The sequence below is a fragment of the Brevundimonas sp. genome, assembly GCF_050729455.1.
GTDB lineage: Bacteria > Pseudomonadota > Alphaproteobacteria > Caulobacterales > Caulobacteraceae > Brevundimonas.
This window is the reverse complement of record NZ_JBOHLI010000041.1, coordinates 1-25,921: the sequence shown is the minus strand read 5'-3', so window position 1 is coordinate 25,921 and position 25,921 is coordinate 1. Positions and strand designations below refer to the sequence as shown.

26 protein-coding genes are annotated in these 25,921 nt (G+C 68.1%); 11 read left to right on the top strand and 15 right to left on the bottom strand.

The annotated features are described in order from the left end of the window. The first annotated feature begins 173 nt into the window (after nucleotides 1–173). From ACREEF_RS11150 to ACREEF_RS11135, 4 genes are all read left to right on the top strand, one after another. Nucleotides 174–374 carry a hypothetical protein gene (locus tag ACREEF_RS11150; RefSeq protein ID WP_431565650.1) on the top strand — a complete coding sequence of 67 codons (201 nt, stop codon included), beginning with the start codon at nucleotides 174–176 and terminating at the stop codon, nucleotides 372–374. A 246-nt stretch (nucleotides 375–620) separates the two neighbouring features. After that, nucleotides 621–983 carry a DUF6481 family protein gene (locus ACREEF_RS11145; RefSeq protein WP_431565649.1) on the top strand — a complete coding sequence of 121 codons (363 nt, stop codon included), beginning with the start codon at nucleotides 621–623 and terminating at the stop codon, nucleotides 981–983. Nucleotides 984–1,206: 223 nt separating this feature from the next. Further along, the gene (locus ACREEF_RS11140; RefSeq protein WP_431565648.1) at nucleotides 1,207–1,686 is read left to right on the top strand and encodes a Dps family protein; all 480 of its coding nucleotides are present in this window, start codon (nucleotides 1,207–1,209) and stop codon (nucleotides 1,684–1,686) included. A gap of 100 nt (nucleotides 1,687–1,786) precedes the next feature. Beyond that, nucleotides 1,787–2,965: a cell wall hydrolase gene (locus ACREEF_RS11135; protein ID WP_431565647.1), complete on the top strand. Its 1,179-nt coding sequence runs from the start codon at nucleotides 1,787–1,789 to the stop codon at nucleotides 2,963–2,965. A gap of 9 nt (nucleotides 2,966–2,974) precedes the next feature. Here ACREEF_RS11135 and ACREEF_RS11130 read toward each other — a convergent pair whose 3' ends face one another. Together ACREEF_RS11130 and trxB are read right to left on the bottom strand one after the other, a co-directional pair. Continuing rightward, nucleotides 2,975–3,445, bottom strand: a complete 471-nt coding sequence (locus ACREEF_RS11130; RefSeq protein WP_431565646.1) for a hypothetical protein — start codon at nucleotides 3,443–3,445, stop codon at nucleotides 2,975–2,977. Nucleotides 3,446–3,599: 154 nt separating this feature from the next. After that, on the bottom strand, nucleotides 3,600–4,607 hold the full coding sequence (gene trxB / locus ACREEF_RS11125; RefSeq protein ID WP_431565645.1) for a thioredoxin-disulfide reductase: 1,008 nt from the start codon (nucleotides 4,605–4,607) through the stop codon (nucleotides 3,600–3,602). A gap of 75 nt (nucleotides 4,608–4,682) precedes the next feature. Between trxB and ACREEF_RS11120 the strand changes: the two genes are divergently transcribed. Beyond that, entirely contained in the window at nucleotides 4,683–6,170 is a 1,488-nt protein-coding gene (locus ACREEF_RS11120; protein WP_431565644.1) for a TIGR00341 family protein, read from the top strand. On the opposite strand, the gene ACREEF_RS11115 is transcribed toward ACREEF_RS11120, so the two are convergent. The 7 genes from ACREEF_RS11115 to ACREEF_RS11085 all read right to left on the bottom strand — a co-directional run bounded on the left by ACREEF_RS11115 (nucleotide 6,167) and on the right by ACREEF_RS11085 (nucleotide 11,023). Then, nucleotides 6,167–7,147 carry a mitochondrial fission ELM1 family protein gene (locus ACREEF_RS11115; protein ID WP_431565643.1) on the bottom strand — a complete coding sequence of 327 codons (981 nt, stop codon included), beginning with the start codon at nucleotides 7,145–7,147 and terminating at the stop codon, nucleotides 6,167–6,169. The genes ACREEF_RS11120 and ACREEF_RS11115 overlap by 4 nt on opposite strands. Continuing rightward, nucleotides 7,144–7,593 (bottom strand): VOC family protein, encoded by a 450-nt coding sequence (locus ACREEF_RS11110; protein WP_431565642.1) that lies wholly within the window; start codon nucleotides 7,591–7,593, stop codon nucleotides 7,144–7,146. Before ACREEF_RS11110 ends, ACREEF_RS11115 begins: the two co-directional genes overlap by 4 nt. 4 nt (nucleotides 7,594–7,597) lie before the next feature. Continuing rightward, entirely contained in the window at nucleotides 7,598–8,071 is a 474-nt protein-coding gene (gene greA / locus ACREEF_RS11105) for a transcription elongation factor GreA (protein ID WP_331033720.1), read from the bottom strand. Between the two features lie 147 nt (nucleotides 8,072–8,218). Further along, nucleotides 8,219–8,506, bottom strand: a complete 288-nt coding sequence (locus ACREEF_RS11100; RefSeq protein WP_431565641.1) for a hypothetical protein — start codon at nucleotides 8,504–8,506, stop codon at nucleotides 8,219–8,221. After that, a complete protein-coding gene (locus ACREEF_RS11095) occupies nucleotides 8,506–9,174 on the bottom strand; it encodes a glutathione S-transferase (RefSeq protein WP_431565640.1) in 669 nt (222 codons plus the stop codon). Before ACREEF_RS11095 ends, ACREEF_RS11100 begins: the two co-directional genes overlap by 1 nt. 9 nt (nucleotides 9,175–9,183) lie before the next feature. After that, nucleotides 9,184–10,500: an amidohydrolase gene (locus tag ACREEF_RS11090; RefSeq protein ID WP_431565639.1), complete on the bottom strand. Its 1,317-nt coding sequence runs from the start codon at nucleotides 10,498–10,500 to the stop codon at nucleotides 9,184–9,186. An 82-nt stretch (nucleotides 10,501–10,582) separates the two neighbouring features. After that, entirely contained in the window at nucleotides 10,583–11,023 is a 441-nt protein-coding gene (locus tag ACREEF_RS11085; protein ID WP_431565638.1) for an Lrp/AsnC family transcriptional regulator, read from the bottom strand. Between the two features lie 61 nt (nucleotides 11,024–11,084). Between ACREEF_RS11085 and ACREEF_RS11080 the strand changes: the two genes are divergently transcribed. Next, nucleotides 11,085–11,405 (top strand): cupin, encoded by a 321-nt coding sequence (locus tag ACREEF_RS11080; protein WP_431565637.1) that lies wholly within the window; start codon nucleotides 11,085–11,087, stop codon nucleotides 11,403–11,405. 55 nt (nucleotides 11,406–11,460) lie between these two features. Here the strand turns inward: ACREEF_RS11080 and carB are convergent, their stop codons facing one another. The 3 genes from carB to ACREEF_RS11065 form a co-directional block, all read right to left on the bottom strand. Beyond that, nucleotides 11,461–14,760, bottom strand: coding sequence for a carbamoyl-phosphate synthase large subunit (carB, locus tag ACREEF_RS11075; RefSeq protein WP_431565636.1), 3,300 nt, complete (start codon nucleotides 14,758–14,760; stop codon nucleotides 11,461–11,463). A gap of 10 nt (nucleotides 14,761–14,770) precedes the next feature. Further along, complete coding sequence (locus tag ACREEF_RS11070; protein ID WP_292034250.1) at nucleotides 14,771–15,046, bottom strand: hypothetical protein; 276 nt, start codon at nucleotides 15,044–15,046, stop codon at nucleotides 14,771–14,773. A gap of 163 nt (nucleotides 15,047–15,209) precedes the next feature. After that, nucleotides 15,210–15,914 carry an HAD family hydrolase gene (locus ACREEF_RS11065; RefSeq protein ID WP_431565635.1) on the bottom strand — a complete coding sequence of 235 codons (705 nt, stop codon included), beginning with the start codon at nucleotides 15,912–15,914 and terminating at the stop codon, nucleotides 15,210–15,212. A 150-nt stretch (nucleotides 15,915–16,064) separates the two neighbouring features. On the opposite strand from ACREEF_RS11065, the gene ACREEF_RS11060 reads away from it, so the two are divergent. Further along, nucleotides 16,065–17,360: an amino acid permease gene (locus ACREEF_RS11060; protein ID WP_431565634.1), complete on the top strand. Its 1,296-nt coding sequence runs from the start codon at nucleotides 16,065–16,067 to the stop codon at nucleotides 17,358–17,360. 86 nt (nucleotides 17,361–17,446) lie between these two features. Continuing rightward, the gene (gene carA / locus ACREEF_RS11055; RefSeq protein WP_431565633.1) at nucleotides 17,447–18,619 is read left to right on the top strand and encodes a glutamine-hydrolyzing carbamoyl-phosphate synthase small subunit; all 1,173 of its coding nucleotides are present in this window, start codon (nucleotides 17,447–17,449) and stop codon (nucleotides 18,617–18,619) included. 55 nt (nucleotides 18,620–18,674) lie between these two features. On the opposite strand, the gene galE is transcribed toward carA, so the two are convergent. The 3 genes from galE to ACREEF_RS11040 all read right to left on the bottom strand — a co-directional run bounded on the left by galE (nucleotide 18,675) and on the right by ACREEF_RS11040 (nucleotide 20,587). Further along, nucleotides 18,675–19,697, bottom strand: a complete 1,023-nt coding sequence (gene galE, locus ACREEF_RS11050) for a UDP-glucose 4-epimerase GalE (protein ID WP_431565632.1) — start codon at nucleotides 19,695–19,697, stop codon at nucleotides 18,675–18,677. A gap of 78 nt (nucleotides 19,698–19,775) precedes the next feature. After that, the gene (locus tag ACREEF_RS11045; RefSeq protein ID WP_431565631.1) at nucleotides 19,776–20,240 is read right to left on the bottom strand and encodes a PAS domain-containing protein; all 465 of its coding nucleotides are present in this window, start codon (nucleotides 20,238–20,240) and stop codon (nucleotides 19,776–19,778) included. A gap of 80 nt (nucleotides 20,241–20,320) precedes the next feature. Further along, a complete protein-coding gene (locus ACREEF_RS11040; protein WP_431565630.1) occupies nucleotides 20,321–20,587 on the bottom strand; it encodes a hypothetical protein in 267 nt (88 codons plus the stop codon). A gap of 177 nt (nucleotides 20,588–20,764) precedes the next feature. Between ACREEF_RS11040 and ACREEF_RS11035 the strand changes: the two genes are divergently transcribed. The 3 genes from ACREEF_RS11035 to rpoD all read left to right on the top strand — a co-directional run. Next, nucleotides 20,765–21,901 carry a patatin-like phospholipase family protein gene (locus ACREEF_RS11035; protein WP_431565629.1) on the top strand — a complete coding sequence of 379 codons (1,137 nt, stop codon included), beginning with the start codon at nucleotides 20,765–20,767 and terminating at the stop codon, nucleotides 21,899–21,901. Between the two features lie 126 nt (nucleotides 21,902–22,027). Beyond that, nucleotides 22,028–23,917: a DNA primase gene (dnaG, locus tag ACREEF_RS11030; protein ID WP_431565656.1), complete on the top strand. Its 1,890-nt coding sequence runs from the start codon at nucleotides 22,028–22,030 to the stop codon at nucleotides 23,915–23,917. A gap of 75 nt (nucleotides 23,918–23,992) precedes the next feature. Then, nucleotides 23,993–25,921 (top strand): RNA polymerase sigma factor RpoD (rpoD, locus tag ACREEF_RS11025; protein WP_431565628.1); only part of this gene is annotated, 1,929 nt, incomplete at its 3' end.

Genomic DNA, 25,921 nt, shown 5'->3' with positions numbered 1-25,921 from the left:
CTTGTCGAATCTGTATTCAGTTGCACGTCAATGATTTCGAATCGGGTCGGTTCGCGCTGTAAACGCTATTCGGATCGGACGCGTTTCTTGCGTGTCGGAGTTTCGCCTGAGAAGGGAACTTTTTGGCCGCGACAGCGTTGCAAGCTCAACCATTTCAAGGAGTTCCCTGCCTTATGACCCGTTTCCCGATCCGCGCCGCCGCCGTCCTCGTCCTTGGGGTTTCGGCTCTGGGGCTTTCCGCCTGCGGACATACGATCGAGCAGAAGGCCGCGACCGGCGCCATCGCCGGCGCCATAGTGGCCGGTCCTGTCGGAGCGGCGGTCGGCGGGGCGGCCGGCGCCGTCGTCGGCCATATGGATAAGCCGCACGAATAGGAGCCGGCGCAGAGGTTCGGCGGCGCCGCTTGCTCGCGGCGTTGTTCGCCCCCCCTGTGCCTCTCTGGATGCGATTCCGATCCTAAATTGCGCCTTTAGGGCCCGAAAACCGCGGCGGAGCTTGATTTCTGCGCCGGATTCCGCTTTGGCAGCGCGCCGGGCCGTTCGCGCATCCGCACGCCCGCCGGGCCGCCACTGATCGGCGTCGCCCCTCATTCAGAGTTTCAAGGAAGACCGCCTCTACGCATGCGAGACCTCAAACAAACCGGCTTCAACGACCGCATCACCGCTCAACAGGACGCCAAGAAGGCCCTGCTGGCCAAGTTCAAGCCCAAGCCGACGGTCCAGGATCCCGAGTTCGAGAAGCTGGCCGAGAAGCGCGCCGCCGAGAAGGAAGCGCAGCGTCAGCAGTTCGAGCTGGAAAAGGCTGAAGTGCGCCGCGAGAAGGCCGACAAGGAAGCCGCGCGTATGGCGGCCGAACAGGAAGCCCAGGAAGAAGTCGACGCCGCCAAGCGCGCCGCCCGCAAGGAGCGCAAGCAGCTGACCAAGGAAGAGCAGAAGGCCGCGCGCGACGCCCGCTACGCCGCCCGCAAGGCGCGTCAGCGCTAAGCCTCCGCTCTGTACGACCAGGCGGCGGGGCCGGGCGCAGCGCCGGGTTCCGCCGTTGAAGCTCCGACGACGCGGGATGGCGGGTCCAGGCCTGCAACGCCCCCGCGACTTCAGCGTTACAGCAGCGAAGATTCATGCGACGGGCCGTCGCCCGCCCTTGGATGGCAGGCGAAACGACCTAACTGCATAGCTGGATCTTCGATCACACGCAGCAGGAGCAGACATGACAGCCGCCATCGACACCGGCCTGAAACCCAAGGAACGCGACGACGTCGCGCGCGAATTGTCCAAGGTCCTGGCCGACAGCTTCGCCGTCTATCAGAAGACGCACGGCTATCACTGGAACGTCCGCGGGCCGGAGTTCTTCAGCCTGCACAAGCTGCTGGAGCAGCAGTACAATGAAATATGGGCTGCGCTGGACGACATCGCCGAGCGCATCCGCGCCCTGGGCGAACTGGCGCCGCAGAGCGCCTCGGCCTTCGCCAACCTGACGTCGATCAAGGACGGCGACCCGGAGAAGGACGCCAACGCCATGCTCGGGGAGCTGATCAAGGATCACGGCGTGCTGATCGCCACGACCCGCGCGACGCTGGACGCCGCCGACGCGGTCGGCGACGAGGCCACGGTCGACCTGATGACCCAGCGCCTGGCCGCCCACGAAAAGGCCGCCTGGATGCTGCGCTCCAGCCTGGGCGATCGCTAGGGGACCTCACGGAACGGTAATCTTCGGGCCTGAAAAGCGCCGGATTGGGCGGTCACTCGGATCGCCCTCCGGCGCTCGACGGCGCCGCTGGAAGGACGGAATGCTGAAAGGCCGGCTGCCACGGTTGAGGACGACGGGACGCCGCGCACTGGCTGCGGCGCCCGCCGCCATGGCCGGGGTCCTGGCCGCCATGGGGTTGGCCATGTCGGCCAGCTCCAGCCCGCGTCCCGACCTCGACCGCACCGTCGAGGCCGTGGCCCGCGCCACCGGCGGCGACCTGACCCCACGCGGGCTGACGCTGGTCATGGCGCGGCTGGACGCTGGGCAGCTGGCCCTGGCCCGCCGTTTTGATCCGGCGCTGAACCTGCCTGAACTGTATGATCTGACTCCGGGGTGGGAGAGCTTGACCCTGGGCGGCAAGCCCTCGCTGGATCAGGGCGTGTCGGGCGTTGCGGCCCAGCAGTTGAACGCGGCCATGCCCAACGCCCTTGGCGCCTTGCAGCCCGCCTTGCCCTTCGACCTGCGCCCCGCCACCGAGGCCGACCGCAAGCGCGCCCTGCGCTGCTTGACCCAGGCCGTCTATTACGAAGCCGCCTTGGAGCCGACCGAGGGGCAGGAGGGCGTGGCCCAGGTGGTGCTGAACCGGGTGCGCGATCCCAACTATCCCGACACGGTCTGCGGCGTCGTCTATCAGGGCGCCGAGCGGACCACGGGCTGCCAGTTCAGCTTCACCTGCGACGGGGCCTTGGCCCGCGCTCCCATCCCCTGGGCCTGGAACCGCGCCGCCCGCGTGGCCGAGCGCGCCCTGGCCGGCCATGTGGCGACGCGGGTGGGCACGGCGACCCACTATCACGCCGACTACGTCCACCCCTGGTGGTCGCCGACCCTGGCCAAGATCACCCAGGTCGGGGCCCACATCTTCTATCGCTGGAAGGGCGCGCCGGGCGAAAGCGCCGCCTTCACCGACAAGTCCTCGGGCCGCGAGCCGGTCATCGACGAGGCCCGCTTCGCCCAGCCGCGCATCCTGCTGGCCGCCGACAGCGTCGAGGAGGCCCTGATGGGCGCCGCGCCGAACCAGCTGCGCACCGTCGAGATCGACGGCCAGACCCGCGTCGTCGGCATCGCCAGCCTGGGCGGCCGCCGTCAGGCCAGCAAGGAAGAGATCGCCGCCATCAACGAACGGCTGAAGGCCTATGAGGCCGGCCCGACCGTTACGGCGCCACCGCCGCCCGGCGTCACCGCCATGGCTGTCGAGGAAGTCGGCAAGCCGGCGGCCTGATCGGGAACGTCAGGCGAAGACCGCCCAGCCTGGGTCGGGATCGGCTGATCCGGCCTTGTCGGCGCGAACCGGGCGAGCCTTGGGTGCGCGCGGTCTCGCCGTGGGCCGCAATCGCAGCGAGGCCCCGACCTGACGGACCCCTTCCACCAGCGCGGCGCGCATCGCCCGGAATCGAGCGGTGGCGCCCAGGGCGGCGGCGAGGATGAAGACGTCGAGGAACAGCGCCACGTCGAACATGCCGAACCAGAGGATCATCTCGGGCGCGAACAGGCTGAAGAGCCGCAGGCCCTCGGCTTCGAACAGGCCGAAGAGGATCAGGCCCGCCACCCCCAGGGCCATGTAGAAAACCGTCCGTCCGGGCGTGATCCGGTTCAAGCGGCGCGCGGTCTGTTCGACCAGGAGCCTGTGCAGGCTCTGACCGATTTTCGTCGTGGGAAAGGCGGCCAGCAAGGCCATGACCAGCGCAACGACGGCAAACATCTTCATCCCCCTGCGGCGCTGCTGCGCCTGAGCCTTGCAGTTAGGGGCGCGATGGCTGCTGTTCAAGCTCCAGACCGGCGTTACGCCGATGGCCGTCGAGCAAGTCGGCCTGCCTTGATTCTCCCTCCCCGAGGCGGGGAGGGAGCTTAGGCGATCACCAGGCGCCGATCTTCTCGGCCTCGGCGTGGCTGATCGGATTGTTGGCGGCCTTGTGGTCTTCTTCGGCGAGGAAACGGGCGGCTTCCAGCGCGGCCATGCAGCCCATGCCGGCGGCGGTGACGGCCTGGCGATAGACGTCGTCGGTGACGTCGCCGGCGGCGTAGACGCCCTCGATGGCGGTCGAGGCCGAGCCCGGCTTGACCCGCAGATAGCCGCCCGAGTTGATCTCCAGCTGGCCCTTGAACAGTTCCGAGGACGGGGCGTGGCCGATGGCGATGAAGACGCCGTCGGCGGGGATTTCCGACAGGTCGCCGGTCTTGACGTTCTTGAGCCGCACGCCGGTGACGTTGCGGGCCACGCCGTCGACGACGCCCAGGATCTCATCGACCGTCACGTCCCAGATGACCTCGATCTTGGGATGGGCGAACAGGCGATCCTGCAGAATCTTCTCGGCGCGGAACTCGGCCTTGCGGTGGATGACCGTGACCTTCTCGGCGAAGTTGGTCAGGAACAGGGCCTCTTCGACCGCGGTGTTGCCGCCGCCGACGACCACGACCTGCTTGCCGCGATAGAAGAAGCCGTCGCAGGTGGCGCAGGCGGAGACGCCGAAGCCCTGATAGTCGGCCTCGGATTCCAGCCCCAGCCACTTGGCCTGGGCGCCGGTCGAGATGACCACGGTTTCAGCCAGCAGTTCCGCGCCGCTGTCCAGCGTCAGGCGGAAGGGGCGCTGAGACAGGTCGGCCTTGGTCACGATGTCGTGGATGACCTCCGTGCCGACGTGCACGGCCTGGGCCTGCATCTGCTCCATCAGCCAGGGGCCTTGGATGGTCTCGGCGAAGCCGGGATAGTTCTCGACATCGGTGGTGATGGTCAGCTGGCCGCCGGGCTGCAGACCGGCGATGACCACCGGATTCAGCGAGGCGCGGGCGGCGTAGATGGCGGCGGTCCAGCCGGCGGGGCCGGAACCGATGACGGCGAGGCGGACAGTACGGGGCGTGCTCATGGCCCTATTTAGGCGCTGATTCCCGAATGCGCGATGCTAGGTTGTCGCCAAATCGCCCAATTGGAGCGCGTGCCGATGACCGACGCAGCCGATCCGGTTCTAGAGACCCGCAGCTATGTGCGTCGTGTCCTGGCCGCCGCCCGGCGCGGGGTGGACCGGGGCGAGGTCGAAGAGGCGGTCTATGACAACGGCGGCCTGAGCGGTCGTTATCTGATGATGACGGTGATCTCGGCGGCCATCGCGGTGCTGGGGCTAATGCTGTCGTCGCCCGCGGTAGTGATCGGGGCCATGCTGGTGTCGCCGATGATGGGGCCGATCGTGGCCCTGGGCTTCTCGTTGGCCCTGCTGGACTGGGGGCGGCTGAAGCAGTCGCTGACCTGTCTGGTGGTGGGCATGGCGGTGGCCCTGACGGTGGCCATCCTGCTGACCCTTCTGTCGCCGCTGAAAGAGCCGACCAGCGAGATCCTGGCGCGGACCCGGCCCAACTTCTTCGACCTGCTGATCGCGGTCTTCTCCGGCGTGGCGGGGGCCTATGCGGTGATCCGTCAGCGCGGCGAGACCATCATCGGCGTGGCCATCGCCACGGCCCTGATGCCGCCGGTGGCCACGGTGGGCTTCGGCATCGGCACGGGCGACCTGTCGATCTCGGTGGGGGCCTTCTACCTGTTCATGACCAACCTGGTGGCCATCGCCCTGGCGGCGACGCTGACGGCGGGCTTCTATGGCTTCCGGCCCCGGCTGTCGGAGCGGCCCTCGCCCTGGCGGGGGATCGCCGTGCTGGCGGTCTTCGTCCTGCTGTCGATCCCGCTGATGATCTCGCTGCGGGCCATCGGGCTGGAGAGCCAGGCGACCGCCGAGACGCGCACGGCGGTGGCCGACATCTTCGCCGGGGCGGATGCGCGCGTCACCCTTCTGGACGCCCGCAGCGAGGGCAAGGGCGTCACCGTCTCGACCCTGGTCAGCACGCGCAAGCTGGTCCCCGACGCCCAGGCGCAGCTTCAGGACCGGCTGTCGGCGGCCCTGCACACGCCGGTCACGGCGACGCTGGATCAGATCGTCGTGGCCGATCCCCAGGCCGCGTCGCGCGCGGTTCAGGCCAGCACTGGATCAAACCCCGACCCGACCGCCACCCTGCGCACCCGCCTGTCCGACGCCGTGCCCTTCGCCACCGACGCGGTCATGGTCGACGCCGAGGGGCGGCGCGCCATCGTCCTGCTGCGGCCCGACGCGGGGCTCGACCTGGCCAGCGCCTATGCGCTGGAGGCGGGGCTGCGGGCGCGGTTCGAGGGGGTCGACGTCTGGGTCACGCCGCCGGTTCAGGAACTGTCGGCCGTGGCTCTGGGCGACGCCGAGGCACGAGCGACGGCGGTCTGGGCCCTGGCGCGGTGGCGGGCCAGCCCGGCGCTGCGGTTCTGCCGTCCCTCGCCGGGTCTGGAGGGGGCGCCTGACGCCGCTCAGGCCTTCCGCGCCCAACTGGCGGCGGCGGGGGTGTCGATCGGCAATGAAGACGGTCCCGCCTGCCAGCGCGGCGATGAGAACCTGGTCCGGCTGGATCTGGGCTAGCCGCGCGCGGCCCGAGCTTCCAGCACGGCGCGGGCGGCGCGCTCGGTCTCGTTGAGCGGGGCGTAGGTCCAGCTTCCCAGCGTGCCGTCGAACGGCCGGGCGGCGCCGTGGGCCATCAGGTCGGCGTGCAGGCGCGCGAACTTGCCGGGGGGCTTCAGGGCGACCATGGGCAGGACGTGGACCGGCTTGCCGGTCGAGGCGGCCTCGGTCGCCATATTGGCGCTGTCCTCGGTGACCAGGACATGATCGGCGGCGTCCAGCATGGCGAACAGGGGGTTGTCGCCGGTCCCGTCCCAGATCCAGCCGGGCAAGGTCGAGAGGCGCTCGATCATGACGGCTTTCGCCGCCTCGGGCGTGCGGCGCGAGAAGGTCAATAGTAGCGAGCCGCCCGCCGCCTGAACCGCCGCCTTGATCTGGTCGGCCAGAACCGCCGCATGGGCCTCGGGCAGGTCGAAGGCCTTGGACTTGCCGCCGATCATCACCGTGACGTGCGGGTGAGGCAGGGGGGCGATGCGGTCTGCGAAGGCGGGCGCGGCCTCGGCCAGCTTCGAGGGCGTGATGCGGTGGGGCGAGCCGATGATCTCGAAGACATTGTCGCCCGACAGGCCGTCGTGGGCCGGGGCGACGATCAGGTCGTAGGCGCTGTTCTTCCAGCGCGGGTCCTGGGTCTGGACGGTGAAGGTCTTGCCGCCGCTCCAGTCGCGCACGCGGGCCGACAAGGGCAGACTGGCGCGGCCGGTGGCGATCCACAGGTCGGGCCAGTCGGCGACCGTGCGCGGGTCGAACGATCCCGACGCCAGCATGGCGGGGGTCTTCAGTCCCGACGGCCAGCGGTCGAACGCGGGGCGCCAGCGGACGTGCTTGATCTGGATCTCGGCGGGGGTCAGGCGCTGGACGGCCTCGGCCAGCCCCAGGGCCTGGTTCTGGATGCCGGTGCGGCCGTCGGAGACGACCCAGATGGACAGGGGTTTGCTCAAGAGCCTGTTCGGGGGCCGGTCGGCGAGGCGATGACGGTGTCGGCGGCGACCCAGCAGACGGCCTCGATCTTGTTGCCGTCGGGATCGCGCAGGAAGGCGGCGTAGTAGCCGGGGGCGTAGTGGGGGCGGCGTCCCGGCGCGCCCTCGTCGAAACCGCCCGCCGCCAGGCCTGCGGCGTGAAAGCGCGCCACGGTTTCGGGACTGTCGGCGGTGAAGCAGACATGGGCGCCGTTGCCGGCCGAGGCGTCCTTGCCGTCGTGCGGCCGGGCGGCCCAGAACTCGGGAAAGATGCGGCCATAGCCGATGCCGACGGCGTGCTCCATCAGGCGGCGCGCGCCCAGGGCGCCCATTACCGCATCATAGAAACGCCCGGCGCGCGTCATGTCCGTCACGCCGACCGAGACGTGCGACACCAGAGGCGAACGCGTCCCGGCCGGTTCGGTCATGATTCTATTTCCACTCGACCTTGAGGATTTCGTAGGCCTTCACGCCGCCGGGGGTGTTGACCTCGACCACGTCGCCGACCTCCTTGGAGATCAGGGCGCGGGCGATCGGCGAGGCGATGGAGATCTTGCCCAGCTTCACGTCGGCTTCGTGTTCGCCGACGATCTGATAGACGCCCTCTTCCTCGGTGTCCTCGTCAACATAGGTGACGGTGGCGCCGAACTTGACCTGATTGCCCGACAGCTTGGACACGTCGATCACCTGGGCGCGCGACAGCTTGTCCTCGATGTCGGCGATCGAGCCTTCGATCCAGCCCTGGCGTTCCTTGGCGGCGTGATACTCGGCGTTTTCGGACAGGTCGCCGTGCTCGCGCGCCTCGGAAATGGCTGCGATCACGCTCGGCCTTTCGACCTGCTTCAATTGCTTCAACTGCTCGTCGAGGACACGGTAGCCCTCGGCCGTCATCGGCACTTTTTCCATTGTGTCGTGAGTTTCTTGCTTCGCCCAAAGACTAATGAGAGACGTAAATCGGCACAGACACGATCACGGGGCGCGCGTGATCGGGGCCAAGAGGGTAGGGCGCCCTTCGGCCAAACTCAAGAGCATCATCGAGGGCAAGCTTCATCGTCAGCGCTTGGGTTGAACCGGGTTTCGGGCCGCCGACGCGCGCTCGCCATCATCCCCCAGGGCGTGACGAAGAGCGGTCCAGGCGATGAAGCCAAGCGCGCCGAACGCCATCAGCATGAACAGGCCTGAGATCAGGCCGGCGCCGGCGGCGATGAAGGCGATGACGACACAGACGGCGGCGGCGAGGCTGGCGACGATATGAATGACGGACAGGCGCATGGGGTCGTAAACGTCAGCCGCCCGCCGGGGTTGCGCCGTCGCGAAGCCGTGATCGGGGAACGCCGCCATCAGGCGTAGGCGTATTCGCCGCCCCGCTCCAGGGCGCGTTTCCAGGCCGGGCGGGCGTGGATCGCCTTCAGGAAACGGGCGATGTTGGGATAGGCCGACAGGTCGATGGCCCGGCTGGCGGCGGCCTCCAGCGGGAAGCTCATCATGATGTCGGCGGCGCTGAATTCGGGACCGGCGAACCAGCCGGTGGCGGCCAGCTCCTTCTCCTGCCAGTCGGCGTGGGCCTTGAGTTGCGGGTTGATGAAACTGGACTGGGCCTTGGCGGCGATGCCGTTGACGATGGGACGGAGCAGGCCGGGCGCGCGTTTGGACAGTTGGCTGAAGACCAGCTTCAGCAGCAAGGGCGGCATGGCCGAGCCCTCGGCGTAGTGCAGCCAGTAGGTGAAGCGCCGCCCGTCCGCCGTGCCGCGCGCTGGCCGCAGCCGCCCCTCGGGATCATGGGCGTCCAGCAGATATTCGATGATGGCCCCGGTTTCGGCCACGCGGACCTCGCCGTCGTCCAGCACCGGCGACTTGCCCAGGGGATGCACCGCCTTCAGCCCGGGCGGGGCCAGCATGGTGGCCGGGTCCCGCTGATAGTGCTTGATCTCATAGGGCTGGCCCAACTCCTCCAGCAGCCAGAGCACGCGCTGCGAGCGGGAGTTGTTCAGGTGGTGGACGACGATCATGGCGGTCCCCTACGTCTTGGGCATCAGGGCTTCGGCGGCCAGGACCGAGCCCTCGACGCCCAGGGTGACCGCGGGTTCGGGCGTGATGCGGAACAGGGGCGAGTGGTGGCCGGGAGCGTCGTCCACCTGATTGGCCGGAGTGCCGCCGACGCTGAAGTAGACGCCCTTCACCCCGCTTTCGGGGGTGACGAAATAGGCGAAGTCCTCGGCGCCCATGCCGCCGCGCGGCTTGTCGATCAGAACGTCCTCGCCCAGGCCGGCGACGAAGGCGGCGCGCACGCGGGCGGCGGTGGCGGCGTCGTTGACGGTGGCCGGGGTGTTCTCCAGCGCCGAACGGGTCACGGTCGGCAGCTTGTCCTCGGGCACGCCCAGGGCCAGGGCCGTATTGCGGCTGATGCGGTCGATGCCGTCCAGAAGCTGGGTCCGGACCTCCGGGCTGTCGGCGCGCACCGTCAGCTGCATATCCACCCGGTCGGAGATGATGTTGTGCTTGATGCCGCCGTGGATGGCGCCGACCGTGACGACGGCCCCTTGCAGCGGATTGGTCTCGCGGCTGCGCAGGGACTGCAGCGACACCACGATGTGCGAGGCCACCAGCACCGGATCGACGCCCAGATGCGGCGAGGCGCCGTGCGTGCCCACGCCATGCACCGTGATGTCCACGCTGTCCGAGCTGGACGAGGTGGCCCCCAGCGGGGCCTCGATCTTGCCGGTCGGCGTGTCGGCCGAGACGTGGAAGGCCAGGGCGTAGTCCGGCTTGGGGAAGCGGGTGTAGAGGCCGTCGTTGACCATGGCGCGGGCGCCGAAGATCCGCTCCTCGGCGGGCTGGGCGATCAGCACCAGGGTGCCGGACCAGTTGGCCTTGCGGGCCGCCATCTGGCGCGCCGTGCCGACCAGGGCGGTGATGTGCACGTCGTGGCCGCAGGCGTGCATGACGGGCTTCTCGGAGCCGTCGCTATCGACCTGACGCGCCGTCGAGGCGTTGGCCAGGCCGGAGTTTTCGACCAGCGGCAGGCCGTCCATGTCGGCGCGGATCATGACGGTGGGGCCGGCGCCGTTCTTCAGCACCGCGACCACGCCGGTCCCGCCGACCCCGGTGGTGACCTCATAGCCCAGGGCGCGCAGTTCCTGCGCCATGCGGGCGGCGGTCTGAACTTCCATGCCCGACAGCTCGGGATTGCGGTGGAAATGGTCGAACAGGGCGCCGAGGTTGGCGTCATAGTCGGCCTTCACCGCCGCCTTCAGCCCGGCGTCTTGCGCCAAGCTCGGCGCGGCGCCCGCCGCCAGAACCGCCGCCAGAACGGCCGTGATCGTCAGTCTTTTCATGATGTCCCCCTGCTCCGCGAACGAGCTTATCGCGTACGGGGGAGACGGCAATGTCCATTCGTGAGCGGGTCAGCAGGCGATACTAGTAGCGACGCAGGATGACCTGGCTTTGCTGCGCGCTGATCAGGGGGCTGGTCGCCACGGCGTCGTTCAATCGCGAGAGGGCCTCCAGCGACGGCAGGCTGGCCAGGACGACGGCGTCGCTGTCCCCGCTCACCGACATGACCGAGGTGACGCCCGCCAGCCGCGTCAGCCATTCCAGGGCGGGGGCGCAGGGGCGGTCGGCGATCCGGATCGTCAGCACCGCCTGAACCGAGCCTGCGGTCTCGGCCACGTCCGCGTGGTAGCCCCGGATGACGCCGCTCTGCTCCATGCGGCTGATCCGGTCCTGCACGGCCTGACGCGACAGGTGGACGCTCTTGCCGATGGCGCTGGCGCTCATGCGGGCGTCGGCTTGCAGCAGGGCGAGGATCTTGGCGTTGGTGGGGTCGATGTCCAGGCTCATACCGCGATGTGCAGGCACAATCCGTCGTTCCGCAAGGTGCGTCGGGGCCCCCGATCATGAGATTTCTCGGGGAAGGGAGATGCCTACGCAGTTGACGAGTGCAAAAGAGTTTGTGGCGGACCGGGCCTGGGGTTCGCTTCCCATCGAAAGGTTTACAGGCGAGGCCACGGTCAAGCTGCATTGGACGGATCAGCCCTATCGCTGGCACGTCAATGATGGCCCGGAGGTCTTTGTCGTTCTGGACGGCGAGGTCGAGATGCGGGCCCGCAAGGACGGCGTCGAGACCCGCGTGCTGCTGAAGGCGGGCGATGTCCTGCATGTCGGAGAGGGCGAGGCCCACGTGGCCCATCCCGTCGGCGTGGCGCGGGTGCTGGTCATCGAGACAGACGGTTCGCAATGAAAAAGCCCCCGATGACGCTGCATCGGGGGCTTTTGTTTGGGTCTGAGGCCGAGGCTCAGTTGTAGGACTGCACCGGGCGGACATCCAGTTCGCCGGCGCGGATGGCGGCGATGCCCTGGGCCGCGGCCAGCGAGCCGGCGGCGGTGGTGTAGTAGGGGATCTTCATCATCAGGGCCGTGCGGCGGATCGAGAAGCTGTCGGCCAGGGCCTGCTTGCCGTCCGTGGTGTTGAAGACCAGCTGGACCTCGCCGTTCTTCATGGCGTCGACGATGTTGGGGCGGCCTTCCAGCACCTTCTTGACCAGACCGACCTCAAGACCCTGGGCCTTCAGGTAGTCGTGGGTGCCCGAGGTGGCGATCACCGAGAAGCCCTGCTCCAGCAGGGAGCGGACGGCCTCGACGATGAAGGGCTTGTCGGCTTCCTTGACCGAGACGAAGGCGGCGCCCTCGGTCGGTAGAGTCGTGCCGCCGCCGATCTGCGACTTGGCGAAGGCGCGGGCGAAGGCGGGGGCCAGGTCGGCCTCGCCGTCGCGTTTCCAGTCCAGGCCCATGACCTCGCCGGTCGAGCGCATTTCCGGGCCCAGGATGGTGTCGACCCCGGCGAAGCGCGCGAAGGGGAAGACGGCTTCCTTGACCGCTATATGCTCCAGTTCCTTGTCCACCAGACCGAAGGAGGACAGCTTCTCGCCGGCCATGACCTTGGCGGCGATGGCGGCGATCGGCTGGCCGATGGTCTTGGCGACGAACGGGGCGGTACGCGAGGCGCGCGGGTTCACTTCGAGGACGAAGATGCGCGGCTCAGCGCTGTGCGGCTCCTCGATGGCGAACTGCACGTTCATCAGGCCGCGCACCTTCAGGGCCTTGGCCATGGCGGTGGTCTGACGCTTCAGCTCGGTCACGATCTCGGGGCGCAGCGAGAAGGGCGGCATGGAGCAGGCGCTGTCGCCCGAGTGGACGCCGGCTTCCTCGATGTGTTCCAGCACGCCGGCGACGAAGACGTCCTCGTCGTCGCACAGGGCGTCCACGTCCACCTCGGTGGCGCGGTTCAGATAGTGGTCGATCAGCACCGGATCGTCGCCCGAGACGCGCATGGCCTCATGGACGTAGCGGTCCAGCTGCTCGCGATCGTGGACGATCATCATGCCGCGGCCGCCCAGGACGTAGGAGGGGCGCAGGACCACGGGATAGCCGACTTCCTCGGCCTTCTGCGCGGCTTCTTCGGCGCTGCGGGCCAGGCCGTTCGGCGGCTGTTGCAGGCCGATGGCCTGCAGCATCTGCTGGAAGCGCTCGCGGTCCTCGGCCAGGTCGATGGAGTCGACGCTGGTGCCCAGGATCGGCACGCCGTCTTCCTGCAGGGCGTGGGCTAGCTTCAGCGGGGTCTGGCCGCCGAACTGCACGACGACGCCGATCAGGTCGCCCTTCGAGCGCTCGACGTCGATCAGCTCCAGCACGTCCTCGCCCGTCAGGGGCTCGAAGTAGAGGCGGTCGGAGGTGTCGTAGTCGGTCGAGACGGTCTCGGGGTTGCAGTTGACCATGATCGACTCGACGCCGATGTCGGCGAAGGCGAAGGCTGCGTGGCAGCAGCAGTAGTCGAACTCGATGCCCTGGCCGATGCGGTTGGGACCGCCGCCGAGGATGATGGCCTTCTTCTTGTCCGACGGCGCGGCCTCGCACTCAGGGATCTGGCCCAGGGCGCCGCTCTCATAGGTCGAATACATGTAGGCCGTGGCCGAGGCGAACTCGGCGGCGCAGGTGTCGATGCGCTTGAACACCGGGCGCACGCTCAGGGCGCGGCGGGCGGCGCGCACGGCGGCCTCGGTCGTGCCGGTCAGCTCGGCCAGACGGGCGTCGGAGAAGCCCTTGGCCTTCAGCTTGCGGAAGTCGATCTCGGTCGTGGGCAGGCCCTGGACGCGGACATGGCCCTCGGTGCGGATCAGGTCGGCGATCTGACGCAGGAACCAGGGCTCGTACGAGCAGGCGGCGTTGACCTCTTCGACCGTCAGGCCGTGGCGGAAGGCCTGGGCGATGACGCGGATGCGGTCGGGCGTGGGCTCGCCCAGGGCGCGGACGACGGCGGCGCGGGCGCCCGCGTCGTCGTCGGCGTCGGCGACGCCCTCGATCTCGATCTCGTCAAAGCCGTTCAGGCCGGTTTCCAGACCGCGCAGGGCCTTCTGCATCGACTCCTGGAAGGTGCGGCCGATGGCCATGACCTCGCCGACCGACTTCATGGCCGTGGTCAGGTGGGGCTCCGAACCCGGATACTTCTCGAAGGCGAAGCGCGGGATCTTGGTGACCACATAGTCGATCGACGGCTCGAAGCTGGCCGGCGTCACCATGGTGATGTCGTTCTGAAGCTCGTCCAGCGTATAGCCGACGGCCAGACGGGCGGCGACCTTGGCGATGGGGAAGCCGGTGGCCTTGGACGCCAGGGCCGACGAGCGCGACACGCGCGGGTTCATCTCGATGACGACCATGCGGCCGTCGGCCGGGTTGATCGCCCACTGGACGTTGGAGCCGCCGGTTTCGACGCCGATCTCGCGCAGGACGTTGATCGAGCCCGTCCGCATCAGCTGGTATTCTTTATCGGTCAGCGTCAGGGCCGGAGCGACGGTGATCGAGTCGCCGGTGTGGACGCCCATCGGGTCCACGTTCTCGATCGAGCAGATGATGATGCAGTTGTCCGCCGTGTCGCGGACGACCTCCATCTCGTATTCCTTCCAGCCCAGCACCGACTCTTCGATCAGCACTTCGGTGGTCGGCGACAGGTCGAGGCCGCGCTCGACGATCTCGTGGAACTCTTCGATGTTGTAGGCGATGCCGCCGCCGGTGCCGGCCAGGGTGAAGCTGGGGCGGATGATGGCGGGCAGGCCCACGAAGGCCAGGGCCTCGTCGGCTTCTTCAATATGATGGATGGCGCGCGAGCGGGGCGATTCCAGACCCAGCTTGTCCATGGCGTCGCGGAACTTCTGACGGTCCTCGGCCTTGTCGATGACCTCGGCCTTGGCGCCGATCATCTCGACGCCGTACCTGGCCAGGGCGCCCGAGGCGTTCAGGGCCAGGGCCGTGTTCAGCGCGGTCTGGCCGCCCATGGTCGGCAGGAGGGCGTCGGGGCGCTCCTTGGCGATGATCTTCTCGACGATGTCCGGGGTGATCGGCTCGATATAGGTGGCGTCGGCCACCTCCGGGTCGGTCATGATGGTGGCGGGGTTCGAGTTGACCAGGATGACCCGGTAGCCCTCGGCCTTCAGCGCCTTGCAGGCCTGAACGCCGGAATAGTCGAATTCACACGCCTGGCCGATGACGATCGGGCCGGCGCCGATGATCAGGATGGACTGGATGTCTGTGCGCTTGGGCATCGGCGTCTACTCAGTTCGTCACGACCGCACACTCCCAGCCGTCGTAATCGAGCTGGAAGGCCGCGGCCCAGGATTGCATCATGGCCGACACAGGCGAAAACGACGCCTCGTCGACCGCTATGGTCGTCTCCAGGACGGTCATGTCGTCCTGGCCCCGTGTCAGGAACCCGGCGCGGCGGGCCACCTCGTTGAGGTCGCCGTGGTCGCCTTCGCCATAGAAATAGAACAGCGTATGGCGCGGGGTGATCCCGCTGTCGCCCTGCTCGGCCAGAGCAGCGCGCACCATAGCATCCTTTTCCTCATGACTGGTCAGCGCCGGGCTCCACGCGCGCGAAGAAACCGGACGCAGGGCGAGCCCCCGCGACCGATCCGTTCAGGTTGTCGGTTAAGCGGCCCGTTTAGAGATGCGGGGCCGGGGGGGCAAGGGCCGGAATGAGGCGGTTGTGGATTCAATCCGGCCGGTCGATGGCGGCGATCCAGTCGGGCAGTTCGCCGATGCGGCTGAGCGAGACGTAGCGGGGATGATTTTCCGGCGCGTCGGCCAGTTCGTGGGCCCAGGTGATCTCATAGGGGATGTGGCAGGCGAAGGCCCCGGCCTCCAGCGCGGGCAGGACGTCGGACTTCATCGAATTGCCGGCCATGACGGCCTCGGCGGCGCCGCTGCCGTGGCGGCTAAAGACGCGCTCATAGGTCGAGCGGTCCTTCTCGGAGACGATCTCGACGGCGGCGAACAGGTCGCCGAGGCCCGAGGCCGCCAGCTTGCGTTCCTGATCCATCAGGTCGCCCTTGGTGATCAGCACCAGACGGTATTTTTCGGACAGTTCGGCCAGAACCTCGTCGACGCCGGGCAGGGTCTCGACCGGGTGGGCCAGCATTTCGCGGCCGGCGGCCAGAATCTCGCGGATGACGTGGGGCGGGGCGGCACCGTCGCACAGCTCCATGGCCGTCTCCAGCATCGACAGGGTGAAGCCCTTCACGCCGTAGCCGTAGAGGCGAAGGTTGCGGCGCTCGACCTCGGCCAGACGCCCCATCATCACCGGCTCGTCGGCGTGATCGGCCAGCAAGTCCACGAACCGCTTCTGGCTCAGGCGGAAGATGGTCTCGTTGTGCCAGAGGGTGTCGTCGGCATCGAGGCCGACCGTGGTGATGGTCATGGGGGAGGCTCCAGAATCTTCGGCGGGGCTTTAGCACGCTCATCTCAAGTGCGCTCATCCCGGCGGACGCCGCGATGAGCGGGAGAGGGAGGGGGCGAGTTCAGAATCTTGAGGGCGACGGGTGCGACATTTCGGTCTATGGCGCGCTCCATGACCCAGACGGAAATCCTGCCCGACCCGCCGCACCGCATCGGATGGGCGCTCGCCGCCCTGGTGGTGGCCGGGAACATGATCGGATCGGGCGTCTATCTGCTGCCGGCGACGCTGGCGCCGACGGGCAGCAGCAGCATCATCGGCTGGCTGATCTGCGGGGTCGGGGCCGTGACCCTGGCTCTGGTGTTCGGCGGTCTGGGGCGGATGCAGCCGGACGCTGACGGCCTGTCGGACTTCACCCGGCGCGGGCTGGGGCGTTTCCTCGGCTATCAGACCGGGCTGGCCTACTGGGCCGCCTGCCTCAGCGGCAATGTGGCGCTGGCGGTGGCCGGGACCGGCTACCTGGCCTTCTTTTTCCCCGTCCTGAAGGAGCCCCTGTGGGGCATGGTCAGCAATCTGGCCCTGATCTGGCTGACGACGGCGGCCTATGCCTCGGGCGCGCGGACTGCGGCGCGGTTCGGCGCCATCACACTGGGTCTGGGCCTGATCCCCATTGTTCTGGCCATCATCGCCGGGGCCGTGGCCTTCAGCGGCGACACCTTCGCCGGCTCGTGGAGCCCGGGCGATCAGCCGTGGCTGAAATCTGTGCCGGCCTCGCTGGTCATCATCTTCTGGGCCTTCCTGGGCGTGGAGAGCGCGGCGGCCCTGTCCAGCCTGGTCAAGAACCCGGCTGTGGACGTGGGTCGCGCTTCGCTGGGCGGCGTCGTCCTGGCCTTCGTCGTCTATGTGGCGGCCAGCATCGCCGTCTTCGGCGTCATTCCGGCCGACGTCCTGGTCCATTCGACCAGCCCCTACGCCGATCTGGTGGCGCGGGTCATGGGCTCGTCCGTGGCCGGTCTGGTCGCCGCCTGCGCGGTCATCAAGGTGCTGGGCACCATCGCCGGCTGGACCATGCTGGCGGGCGAGACGGCGCGGAGCACCGCCGAGGCCGGCTGGCTGCCGCGCTGGTTCGGCGGGGCGCAGAAGGGCCGGGCCCCGCTCAGCAATCCGATCCTGAACTGCGTCATCATGAGCGTCATGGTCGTGGCCAGCACCCAGCCCAAGCTGAACGAGCAGTTCGAGAAGCTGATTGGCGTCACCTCGGTCCTGACCCTGTGCATGTACGCCCTGTGCGCCCTGACGCTGTGGAAGCTGACCCGCAAAACGGGTTGGCGGCTGCTGGCGGTCGGCGGCGTGGTCTTCTCGATTTTCGCGGTCGCCGCGGCGGCCGGGGATTACATCCTGCCCAGCGTCGGATTCTTCGCCCTGACCAGCCTGGCCTGGGTCTGGGTGCGAAAAGGCCAGAAGGTTTAATCTCCGGGGCGTGTTGACCCCGCCCCTGCATCTCTTTAGTCACGCCGCCGTTTGTCTGCCCGTATTCATTGCTAGGAGCCTGCGCCATGACGACCCAGATTCTGTCCGGCGCCACTGGCGTCCTTGCGCTCGCTGACGGCACCATCCTGCAAGGGATCGGCGTCGGCGCCGTCGGCACGGCGCTCGGCGAGGTGGTCTTCAACACCGCCATGACGGGCTATCAGGAAATCCTGACCGACCCCTCCTACATGAGCCAGATCCTGGCCTTCACCTTCCCGCACGTCGGCAATGTCGGCGTGAACGTCGAGGACGTGGAGCAGATCGGCGACGGCTCGGGCACCTCGGCGCGCGGCGCCATCTTCCGCGACGTGCCCACCGATCCGGCCAACTGGCGCGCAACCCAGGGAACTGGCGGCGATCTCGACGCCTGGATGAAGCGCCGCGGCGTGGTCGGCCTGGCCGGCGTCGACACCCGCGCCCTGACCAAGATCATCCGCGACAAGGGCGCGCCCCACGCGGTCATCGCCCACCACCCGGACGGCCAGTTCGACCTCGACGCCCTGGTGGCGCAAGCGAAATCCTGGACCGGCCTGGTCGGTCTGGACCTGGCCAAGGACGCCTCGACGCTGCAGGCCTTCGACTGGAACGAGGGCGTGTGGGAATGGCCCGCCGGCTATCCGCGCGTGGAAGCGACCGACAAGAACGTCGTGGTCGTGGACTACGGCGTGAAGCGCAACATCCTGCGCGCCCTGGCCTCGACCGGCGCCAAGATCACCGTGGTCCCGGCCTCGACCTCGGCCGAGGACATCCTGGCCCGCAATCCCGACGGCGTGGTCCTGTCGAACGGTCCGGGCGACCCGGCCGCGACCGGCGAATACGCCGTGCCGGAAATCAAGAAGCTGGTCGCCAGCGGCAAGCCCCTGATGGGCATCTGCCTGGGCCACCAGATGCTGGCCATCGCCCTCGGCGCCCAGACCGTCAAGATGGAGCAGGGCCACCATGGCGCCAACCATCCGGTCAAGGATCTGACGACCGGCAAGGTCGAGATCGTGTCGATGAACCACGGCTTCACCGTGGACCGCGACAGCCTGCCGGACGCCGTGGTCGAGACCCACGTCAGCCTGTTCGACGGCACCAACTGTGGCATCGCCCTGAAGGACAAGCCGGTATTCAGCGTCCAGCACCATCCCGAGGCCTCGCCCGGGCCGACGGACAGCCTCTATCTGTTTAACCGCTTCGCCGAGTCGATGAAGGCCTAAGGATTTGAGGCGGGGCGAAAGCCCCGCCTTTTTCTTTGCGCCCGGCTTTGGGCGTTCAGGCGAGCAGCACGTTGCCGCGCGCATGGTGGCGGCTGTGCCAGGCCCAGGCGCTACCGACCACGCTGGCCAGGTCCGAGTGCCGGGTCGCAAAGCCCAGCTCGCGCCGCGCCAGCGACGGATCGGCCACTAGAACGGGCGGATCGCCCGCGCGACGCGGCCCGACGGCGTCGGGGGCGGGGGTCCCCGAGACGGCGGCGACGGCGTCCAGCACTTCGCGCACCGAGCGGCCCTCGCCGGTGCCCAGGTTGAAGGCGGCGAAGCCTTCGCGCCCGTCCAGCAGTTGCTCCAGCGCGGCCAAATGCCCGGCGGCCAGATCGGCGACATGGATATAGTCGCGCACGGCTGTGCCGTCGGGGGTGTCGTAGTCGGCGCCGCAGACCTGGAAGTCGTCGATCTCGCCCAGGGCGGCCATCATGGCCCGGGGGATCAGATGGGTCTCGACCGGACGGAATTCACCGATGTCGGCCTCGGCCGAGGCGCCGCAGGCGTTGAAGTAGCGCAGGGCCACGGTCTTCAGCCCATGGGCCTCGACGGCGTCGCGCAGCACGGTTTCGCACATCAGCTTGGACCGGCCATAGGGGCTGATCGGGGCGGGGGTCAGGTCCTCGCGGATCACCGCGCCCTTGGGGTCGCCGTAAATGGCGCAGGTGCTGGAGAAGACCAGCTTGTTGACGCCCGCCGCCCGCATCCCGTCCAGCAGGCCCAGCAGGCCGCCGACATTGTTGCGGTAGTAGGAGAGGGGCTCCGCAGCTGACTCGCTGACCACGGAGGAGGCGGCGAAATGCATGACGGCGACGACGTCGTGTTCGACCAGGGTGCGGCGCACGACCTCGGCGTCGGCGACATCAGCCTGAACCAGAGCTCCCCAGCGCACGAACTCGGCATGGCCGGTCGACAGATTGTCCAGCGTCACCGGTCGATAACCCGCCAGGGCCAGGGCCTCGCAGACATGGCTGCCGATATAGCCCGCGCCGCCCGTGACCAGGACGGCGGGCGTCTTGTCCGAAGTGAGACTCATGATCGCCCTGAAGCCGGTTGGAATGATTGCCGATATAGCGGGCGCCGGCGGAGATGGCTTGCGGTTTTCAGGCCCCGCTCAGCCGTGGGCGAACCCGCCGCGGATTGAGATCGAGCGCTTCACCCGCTCAACGCGCGTGCTCCAGCGCTTGGGATCGGTGGCGGTGGCGATCACGCCGATGACGGCACCGCCGTCGTTTTTCAGCGGATAGGAGTCGACGAAGACCGGCACGGGGCCGGAGGCGCCGCCCAGCAGCCAGACCTCGTCGGTGACGGCTTCGCCGGAGGTCATGGCGCGCACGACCGGCAGGTCCTCCAGCCTGGCGACCGAGCCGTCCTGCGCGAAGACCTGGAACCGGTCGGGGTAGTCGTCGGGTCGGGCGCCGATCGGATCGGCGATCTCCAGCCCCGGAATGTCGCCCGCCACCATCATGATCTGACCGCTGGGCGCGGCGTGCAGAATGACGGCGCCGCCCAGCTGCTCCGCCATGACTGTCAACAAGGGGCGGAGGAAGGCGGCGTGAAGCGGGTCGGCGTCGGACATCGAAAAACTCGGGAAGAACGTCCGGCTAGTCTGGAGGGCGAACTCTGAATTTTTCTGTAATTCGCGCGGTTGCGAAAGCCTCAGGGCAGTTCGACGAAAGTCGAATCCCGCCGCAGTTCGCAGGCCTTGCGCACCGCCATCGGCGCGGCGGAAATCCAGTAGGCGGCGTCCTCGGCGCGCCGAGCCAGCGTTCGCTCCTGTCCACGGCGGCGACGCGCCGCAGCATTGTCCAGCAGGCGCGCGTGCAGGGCGCGGGGCGTCAAGGCGGGAATGGCGGGAGAGCCGGGGACGGCGACGGCGTCGGGGCCTTGAGGCTCCACCGCCGGCCGGGCGATGGCGATAAACATCAGGAACTTCCGTGAAGCGAATTAATCCACAGACTGTGGATAATTACCTTGTCGCGCGTGAATTCGTTCGCATTCGGACGATGGCTCGTCCGCGCCGGCCTAACGCGGTTTTGCGGTCGAAGGGCTTTTCCTCCTGTCATGGAAAGCGACTAGGATGGCGTTCCTTGGAGGACGCTCATGAGTTTCAGCCTGATGCGGACGGTCGCCGTCGTCCTGAGCGCCGGTCTGCTGCTGTCGGCCTGCGCCAGCGGGGCGCGCAGCGATTTCGGCCTGAACGAGCGCGACGCGGCGACGCCCGTGGGCTTTCCCCACGTCCGCTTTTCCGTCGAGGACGAGACGGCGGCGCAGAGGATCGAAGCGCAGCTGGCCGAAGGCGTGCCGAAAGGGCCGGACGGTCATTTCGACCTGATCGCCCTGTCCGGCGGCGGGGCCAACGGCGCCTTCACCGCCGGCCTGATCAACGGCTGGACCGCCAGCGGCAAGCGGCCTGATTTCGAAGTGGTGACGGGGGTCTCGACCGGGGCGCTGGCCGCGCCCTTCGTCTTCCTCGGCCCGCGCTGGGATGCGCGACTGAGGGAGGCCTACACCGGCGGCCAGGCGACCGGCCTGCTGAAAAGCCGGGGGGTGCGGGCTCTGGTCGGGTCGGGCGTGTTCAGCGGCGAGCCGCTGCGCCATCTGGTCGAGAGCAATGTCGACGAGGCCCTGCTGGCCGAGGTTGCGGCCGAGCACGCCAAGGGGCGGCTGCTGCTGGTCGCCACCACGGATCTGGACGCCCAGCGCGGCGTCATCTGGAATATGGGGGCCATCGCCGAGCGCGGCGGGCCGGAAGCCCTGGCCCTGTTCCGCGATGTCCTGATCGCCTCGGCCAGCATCCCCGGCGCCTTTCCGCCCGTCATGATCCGCTCGCAGGGGCAGGGCGCGGTGTTCGAGGAGATGCACGTCGACGGCGGGGTGATGAACCCCTTCGTCGCCCTGCCGCAGATCATGTGGAACTGGGACGACGTGGCCGGAGTGTTTCAGGGCGCGCGGCTTCATGTCGTGGTCAACGGCAAGGACGTCCCGCGCTTCGCCGTCACCCGTGACGCCGCCATCCCGGTGCTGACCCGCAGTCTGGACGCGGTGCTGGGCGGCCAGCTGCGCGCCACCATCGCCGCCAACCGCGCCTTCGCCAGCCGCAACCGGCTGGAGTTCCACGTCGCCGCCATTCCCGAGGACTATGACGGCGCCAACAGTCTGGATTTCAGTCAGGCCTCGATGATCGCCGTCTATGACCTGGGCGAGGCTCTGGGCCGGTCGGGCGAGGCGTGGAAGTAGGGCGCGTCCGTAACCGACACAGTTCTCCTCAATCTTCACAGGGCTGTGGAAAACATAGTCGGGGATGGTCCTGTCTGATGGCGTGGCGCACCTTCCCCTCATCGCCGCGTCGGGGTGTCTGACAACGTGCGTTTTGATGATCGTTTCCTTGAAGAACTGAAGGCCCGCCTTCGGCCGTCCGATGTCATCGGCCGGACGGTGAAGCTCAAGCGTCAGGGACGCGAGTATGTGGGCCTCAGCCCCTTCTCGAAGGAGCGGTCGCCGTCGTTTTTCGTCAACGACGACAAGGGCTTCTTCCACGACTTCAGCTCCGGCAAGCACGGCGACATCATCAGCTTCCTGCAGGAGACCGAGCGTCTCAGCTTCGTCGAAGCGGTGCAGCGGCTGGCGGGCGAGGCGGGGATGCAGCTGCCCGCCGAGGACCCGCAGTCGGCGGAACGCGAGGCCAAGAAGCAGGGCCTGACCGACTGGATGGATCTGTCCCAGAAGTGGTTCGCCGCCAACCTGCGCCGCTCGGTCGGCAAGGCGGCGCGCGAATATCTGGAAAAGCGCGGCCTGCCCGAGGATCAGTGGGAGCGTTTCGGCCTAGGCTATGCCCCCAACGACCGCGAGGGGCTGAAGAACGCCCTGATCCAGCGCGGGGCCAAGCCCGGCGATCTGGTCGAGGCGGGGATGCTGATTTCGCCCGACAGCGGCGGGGCGCCCTACGACCGGTTCCGCGACCGGCTGATGTTCCCCATTCTGGACGCACGCGGGCGGATCGTCAGCTTCGGCGGGCGGGCCATGAACCCCGACGACCGGGCCAAGTATCTGAACGGGCCGGAAAGTCCGCTGTTTCACAAGGGGGCTACCCTCTACGGCCTGCCCGAGGCGCGGCGCATCCTGGGGGCCGAGAGCCGGGGCGAGCAGGGGATCATCGTCGTCGAAGGCTATATGGACGTCATCGCCTGCCAGCGCGCGGGCCTGCCGGCCGTGGCGCCCATGGGCACGGCCCTGACCGAGGAGCAGATGGAGCGGCTGTGGCGGGTCTCGGCCGAGCCGGTGCTCTGCTTCGACGGCGACGCGGCGGGCCTGCGGGCCGCCTATCGTTCGATCGAGCGGTCGCTGCCGCTGTTGAAGTCGGGACGCTCGTTCCGCTTCGCCCTGCTGGACGCGGGGCAGGACCCGGACGACATCCTGCGCGACAAGGGGGCGCCGGCCCTGCGTCATGCCCTGAACGAGACCCGGCCCTTCATCGAGGTCCTGTTCCGCCGCGAGGCCGAGGCCGAGCCGCTGGACACGCCCGAGCGCAAGGCGGGGCTGAAGGGGCGGCTGCGTCAGGCGGCCAGCGCCATCCAGGACAAGGATCTGGCCGAGCAATACCGCCGCGACCTGTTCGAGCGTTTCGACGCCCTGTTCCCGCGTCAGCCGCAGCAGGCCTTCCAGCCGGGCGGACGCCCCGGTCCAGGCGGCGGCCCCGGCGGGCGCTGGCGCGGTCCGCCGCCCAAGCTGGGCCAGACGACCGAGGGCGCCCAGGCCATGCACGCCCTGTTCCGCTCGATCGAGCCGGTGGCCGCGGCCCTGGCCCATGGCGCGGTCGATGATCCCGAGCGGATGGACGACCATCTGGAGGCCATCGCCCGCCACGGTTTCGGCGACCCGGCGCTGGACGGACTGGCGCAGGAACTGGTCCGGCTACGGTTTTCCGGTCAGAGCCTTGACTCGGCCGCGATCCGACGCCATCTGGCCCACTCGGGTCATGATGCCTTGATGCACGAGGTCGAGAAGGCGGCGGCAAAGTCCGGCGCGCCCTTCCTGGCTGCAGACAAGCCCCTCGGCGAGGCGAGGATCCGGTGGTCGCAGGCGTTTGACGCTCTGACCCGCGTAGCGGCGTTGGAGCAGGCGCTGGCGTCAGCAAAGTCGGGCGCCCACAAGGCGTTCGACAACTCGGCCTTCACCCTGGTGAAAGCCGAGCGCGATGCATTGCGACGGGCCATCAAGACCGGAACGATTTGGGAAGACGCGGCTTCTTCGTAACTAACGAAGTTGTCGGGCGTTGTATTTTCGCCGCAGGGGACTGATCACCCCCGAGCGGTCGTGGAGACAGACTGAATGAGCGCGCAGACCGAGACGCAGGACGCCGAAGCCAATTCCGACGGGCCCCTGCTCGATCTGACAGACGCCGGCGTCAAGAAATTCATCAAGCAGGCCAAGGCGCGCGGCTATGTCACGATGGAGGAGCTGAACAAGGTCCTGCCGTCCGAGGAAGTGACCCCGGACGCCATCGAAGACACCCTGGCCATGCTGTCGGAGATGGGCGTCAACGTCGTCGAGGCCGAGGAAGACGCCGCGGAATCGACCGGCACCGACGTGGCCGCCGCCGCCGAGACCTCGGTGGCCGAGGCTCCGGCCAAGGCCGCCTATGACCGCACCGACGACCCCGTGCGCATGTATCTGCGCGAAATGGGTTCGGTCGAACTGCTGAGCCGCGAGGGCGAAATCGCCATCGCCAAGCGGATCGAAGCCGGCCGCGACGCCATGATCTCGGGTCTGTGCGAAAGCGCCCTGACCTTCGAGGCCATCATGGTCTGGCGCGAGGAGCTGGCCAACAACCGCATCCTGCTGCGCGAAGTGATCGACCTGGACGCCACCTACGGCATCCTCAATCCCTCGTCCCTGCCGCACAACCAGCCCCCGGCCGGCGAGGCCCCCGCGCCCGGCGCCGAGAAGCCCGAGGGCGAAGGCGAGGATGAGGACGAGGACGACTTCGACGACGGCGGCGGCATGTCGATCTCGGCCCTGGAGGCCGAGCTGCGCGACGGCGTCATGGAAGTTCTGGACGCCATCGCTTCCGACTTCGGCGGCTTCCGCAAGCTGCAGGACAAGCTGGTCGAGGCTCGCCTGAAGGGCGAGGTGCTGAGCGCCAAGGACCACAAGGCCTATGAGACTCTGACCAAGACGATCTCGGATCGTCTGAAGACGATGAAGCTCAACAACAACCGCATCGAGGCCCTGGTCGAGCAGCTGTATGCGATCAACAAGCGCCTGATCGGTCTGGAAGGCCGCCTGCTGCGTCTGGCCGACAGCTACGGCATCTCGCGTCCCGAATTCCTTAAGGCCTACTTTGGCTCGGAGCTGGATCCGAACTGGACCGACCGCATCAAGGAAATGGGGGTGCGCTGGACTAAGTTCAGCGAGGTCGAGGCCGCCCAGATCGCCCAGATCCGCGGCGACGTCGCCGCTGTGGCGACCGAGGCCGGCCTGCCGATCGACGACTATCGCCGCATCGTCCAGACGGTCCAGAAGGGCGAACGCGAAGCCCGTCAGGCCAAGAAGGAAATGGTCGAGGCCAACCTGCGCCTCGTCATCTCCATCGCCAAGAAATACACCAACCGCGGCCTGCAGTTCCTGGACCTGATCCAGGAAGGCAACATCGGTCTGATGAAGGCGGTCGACAAGTTCGAGTATCGCCGCGGCTACAAGTTCTCGACCTACGCCACCTGGTGGATCCGTCAGGCCATCACCCGCTCGATCGCCGACCAGGCGCGGACCATCCGCATCCCGGTGCACATGATCGAGACGATCAACAAGATCGTCCGCACCAGCCGCCAGATGCTGCACGAGATCGGCCGCGAGCCGACCCCGGAAGAACTGGCCGAAAAGCTGGCCATGCCGCTGGAGAAGGTCCGCAAGGTCCTGAAGATCGCCAAGGAGCCGATCTCGCTGGAAACCCCCATCGGCGACGAGGAAGACAGCCACCTGGGCGACTTCATCGAGGACAAGAACGCCGTCCTGCCGATCGACGCCGCCATTCAGTCGAACCTGCGCGAGACCACCACCCGCGTCCTGGCCTCGCTGACCCCGCGTGAGGAGCGCGTTCTGCGGATGCGCTTCGGCATCGGCATGAACACCGACCACACCCTGGAAGAAGTCGGCCAGCAGTTCAGCGTGACCCGCGAACGCATCCGTCAGATCGAGGCCAAGGCGCTGCGCAAGCTGAAGCACCCGAGCCGGTCGCGGAAGCTGCGGTCCTTCCTGGAC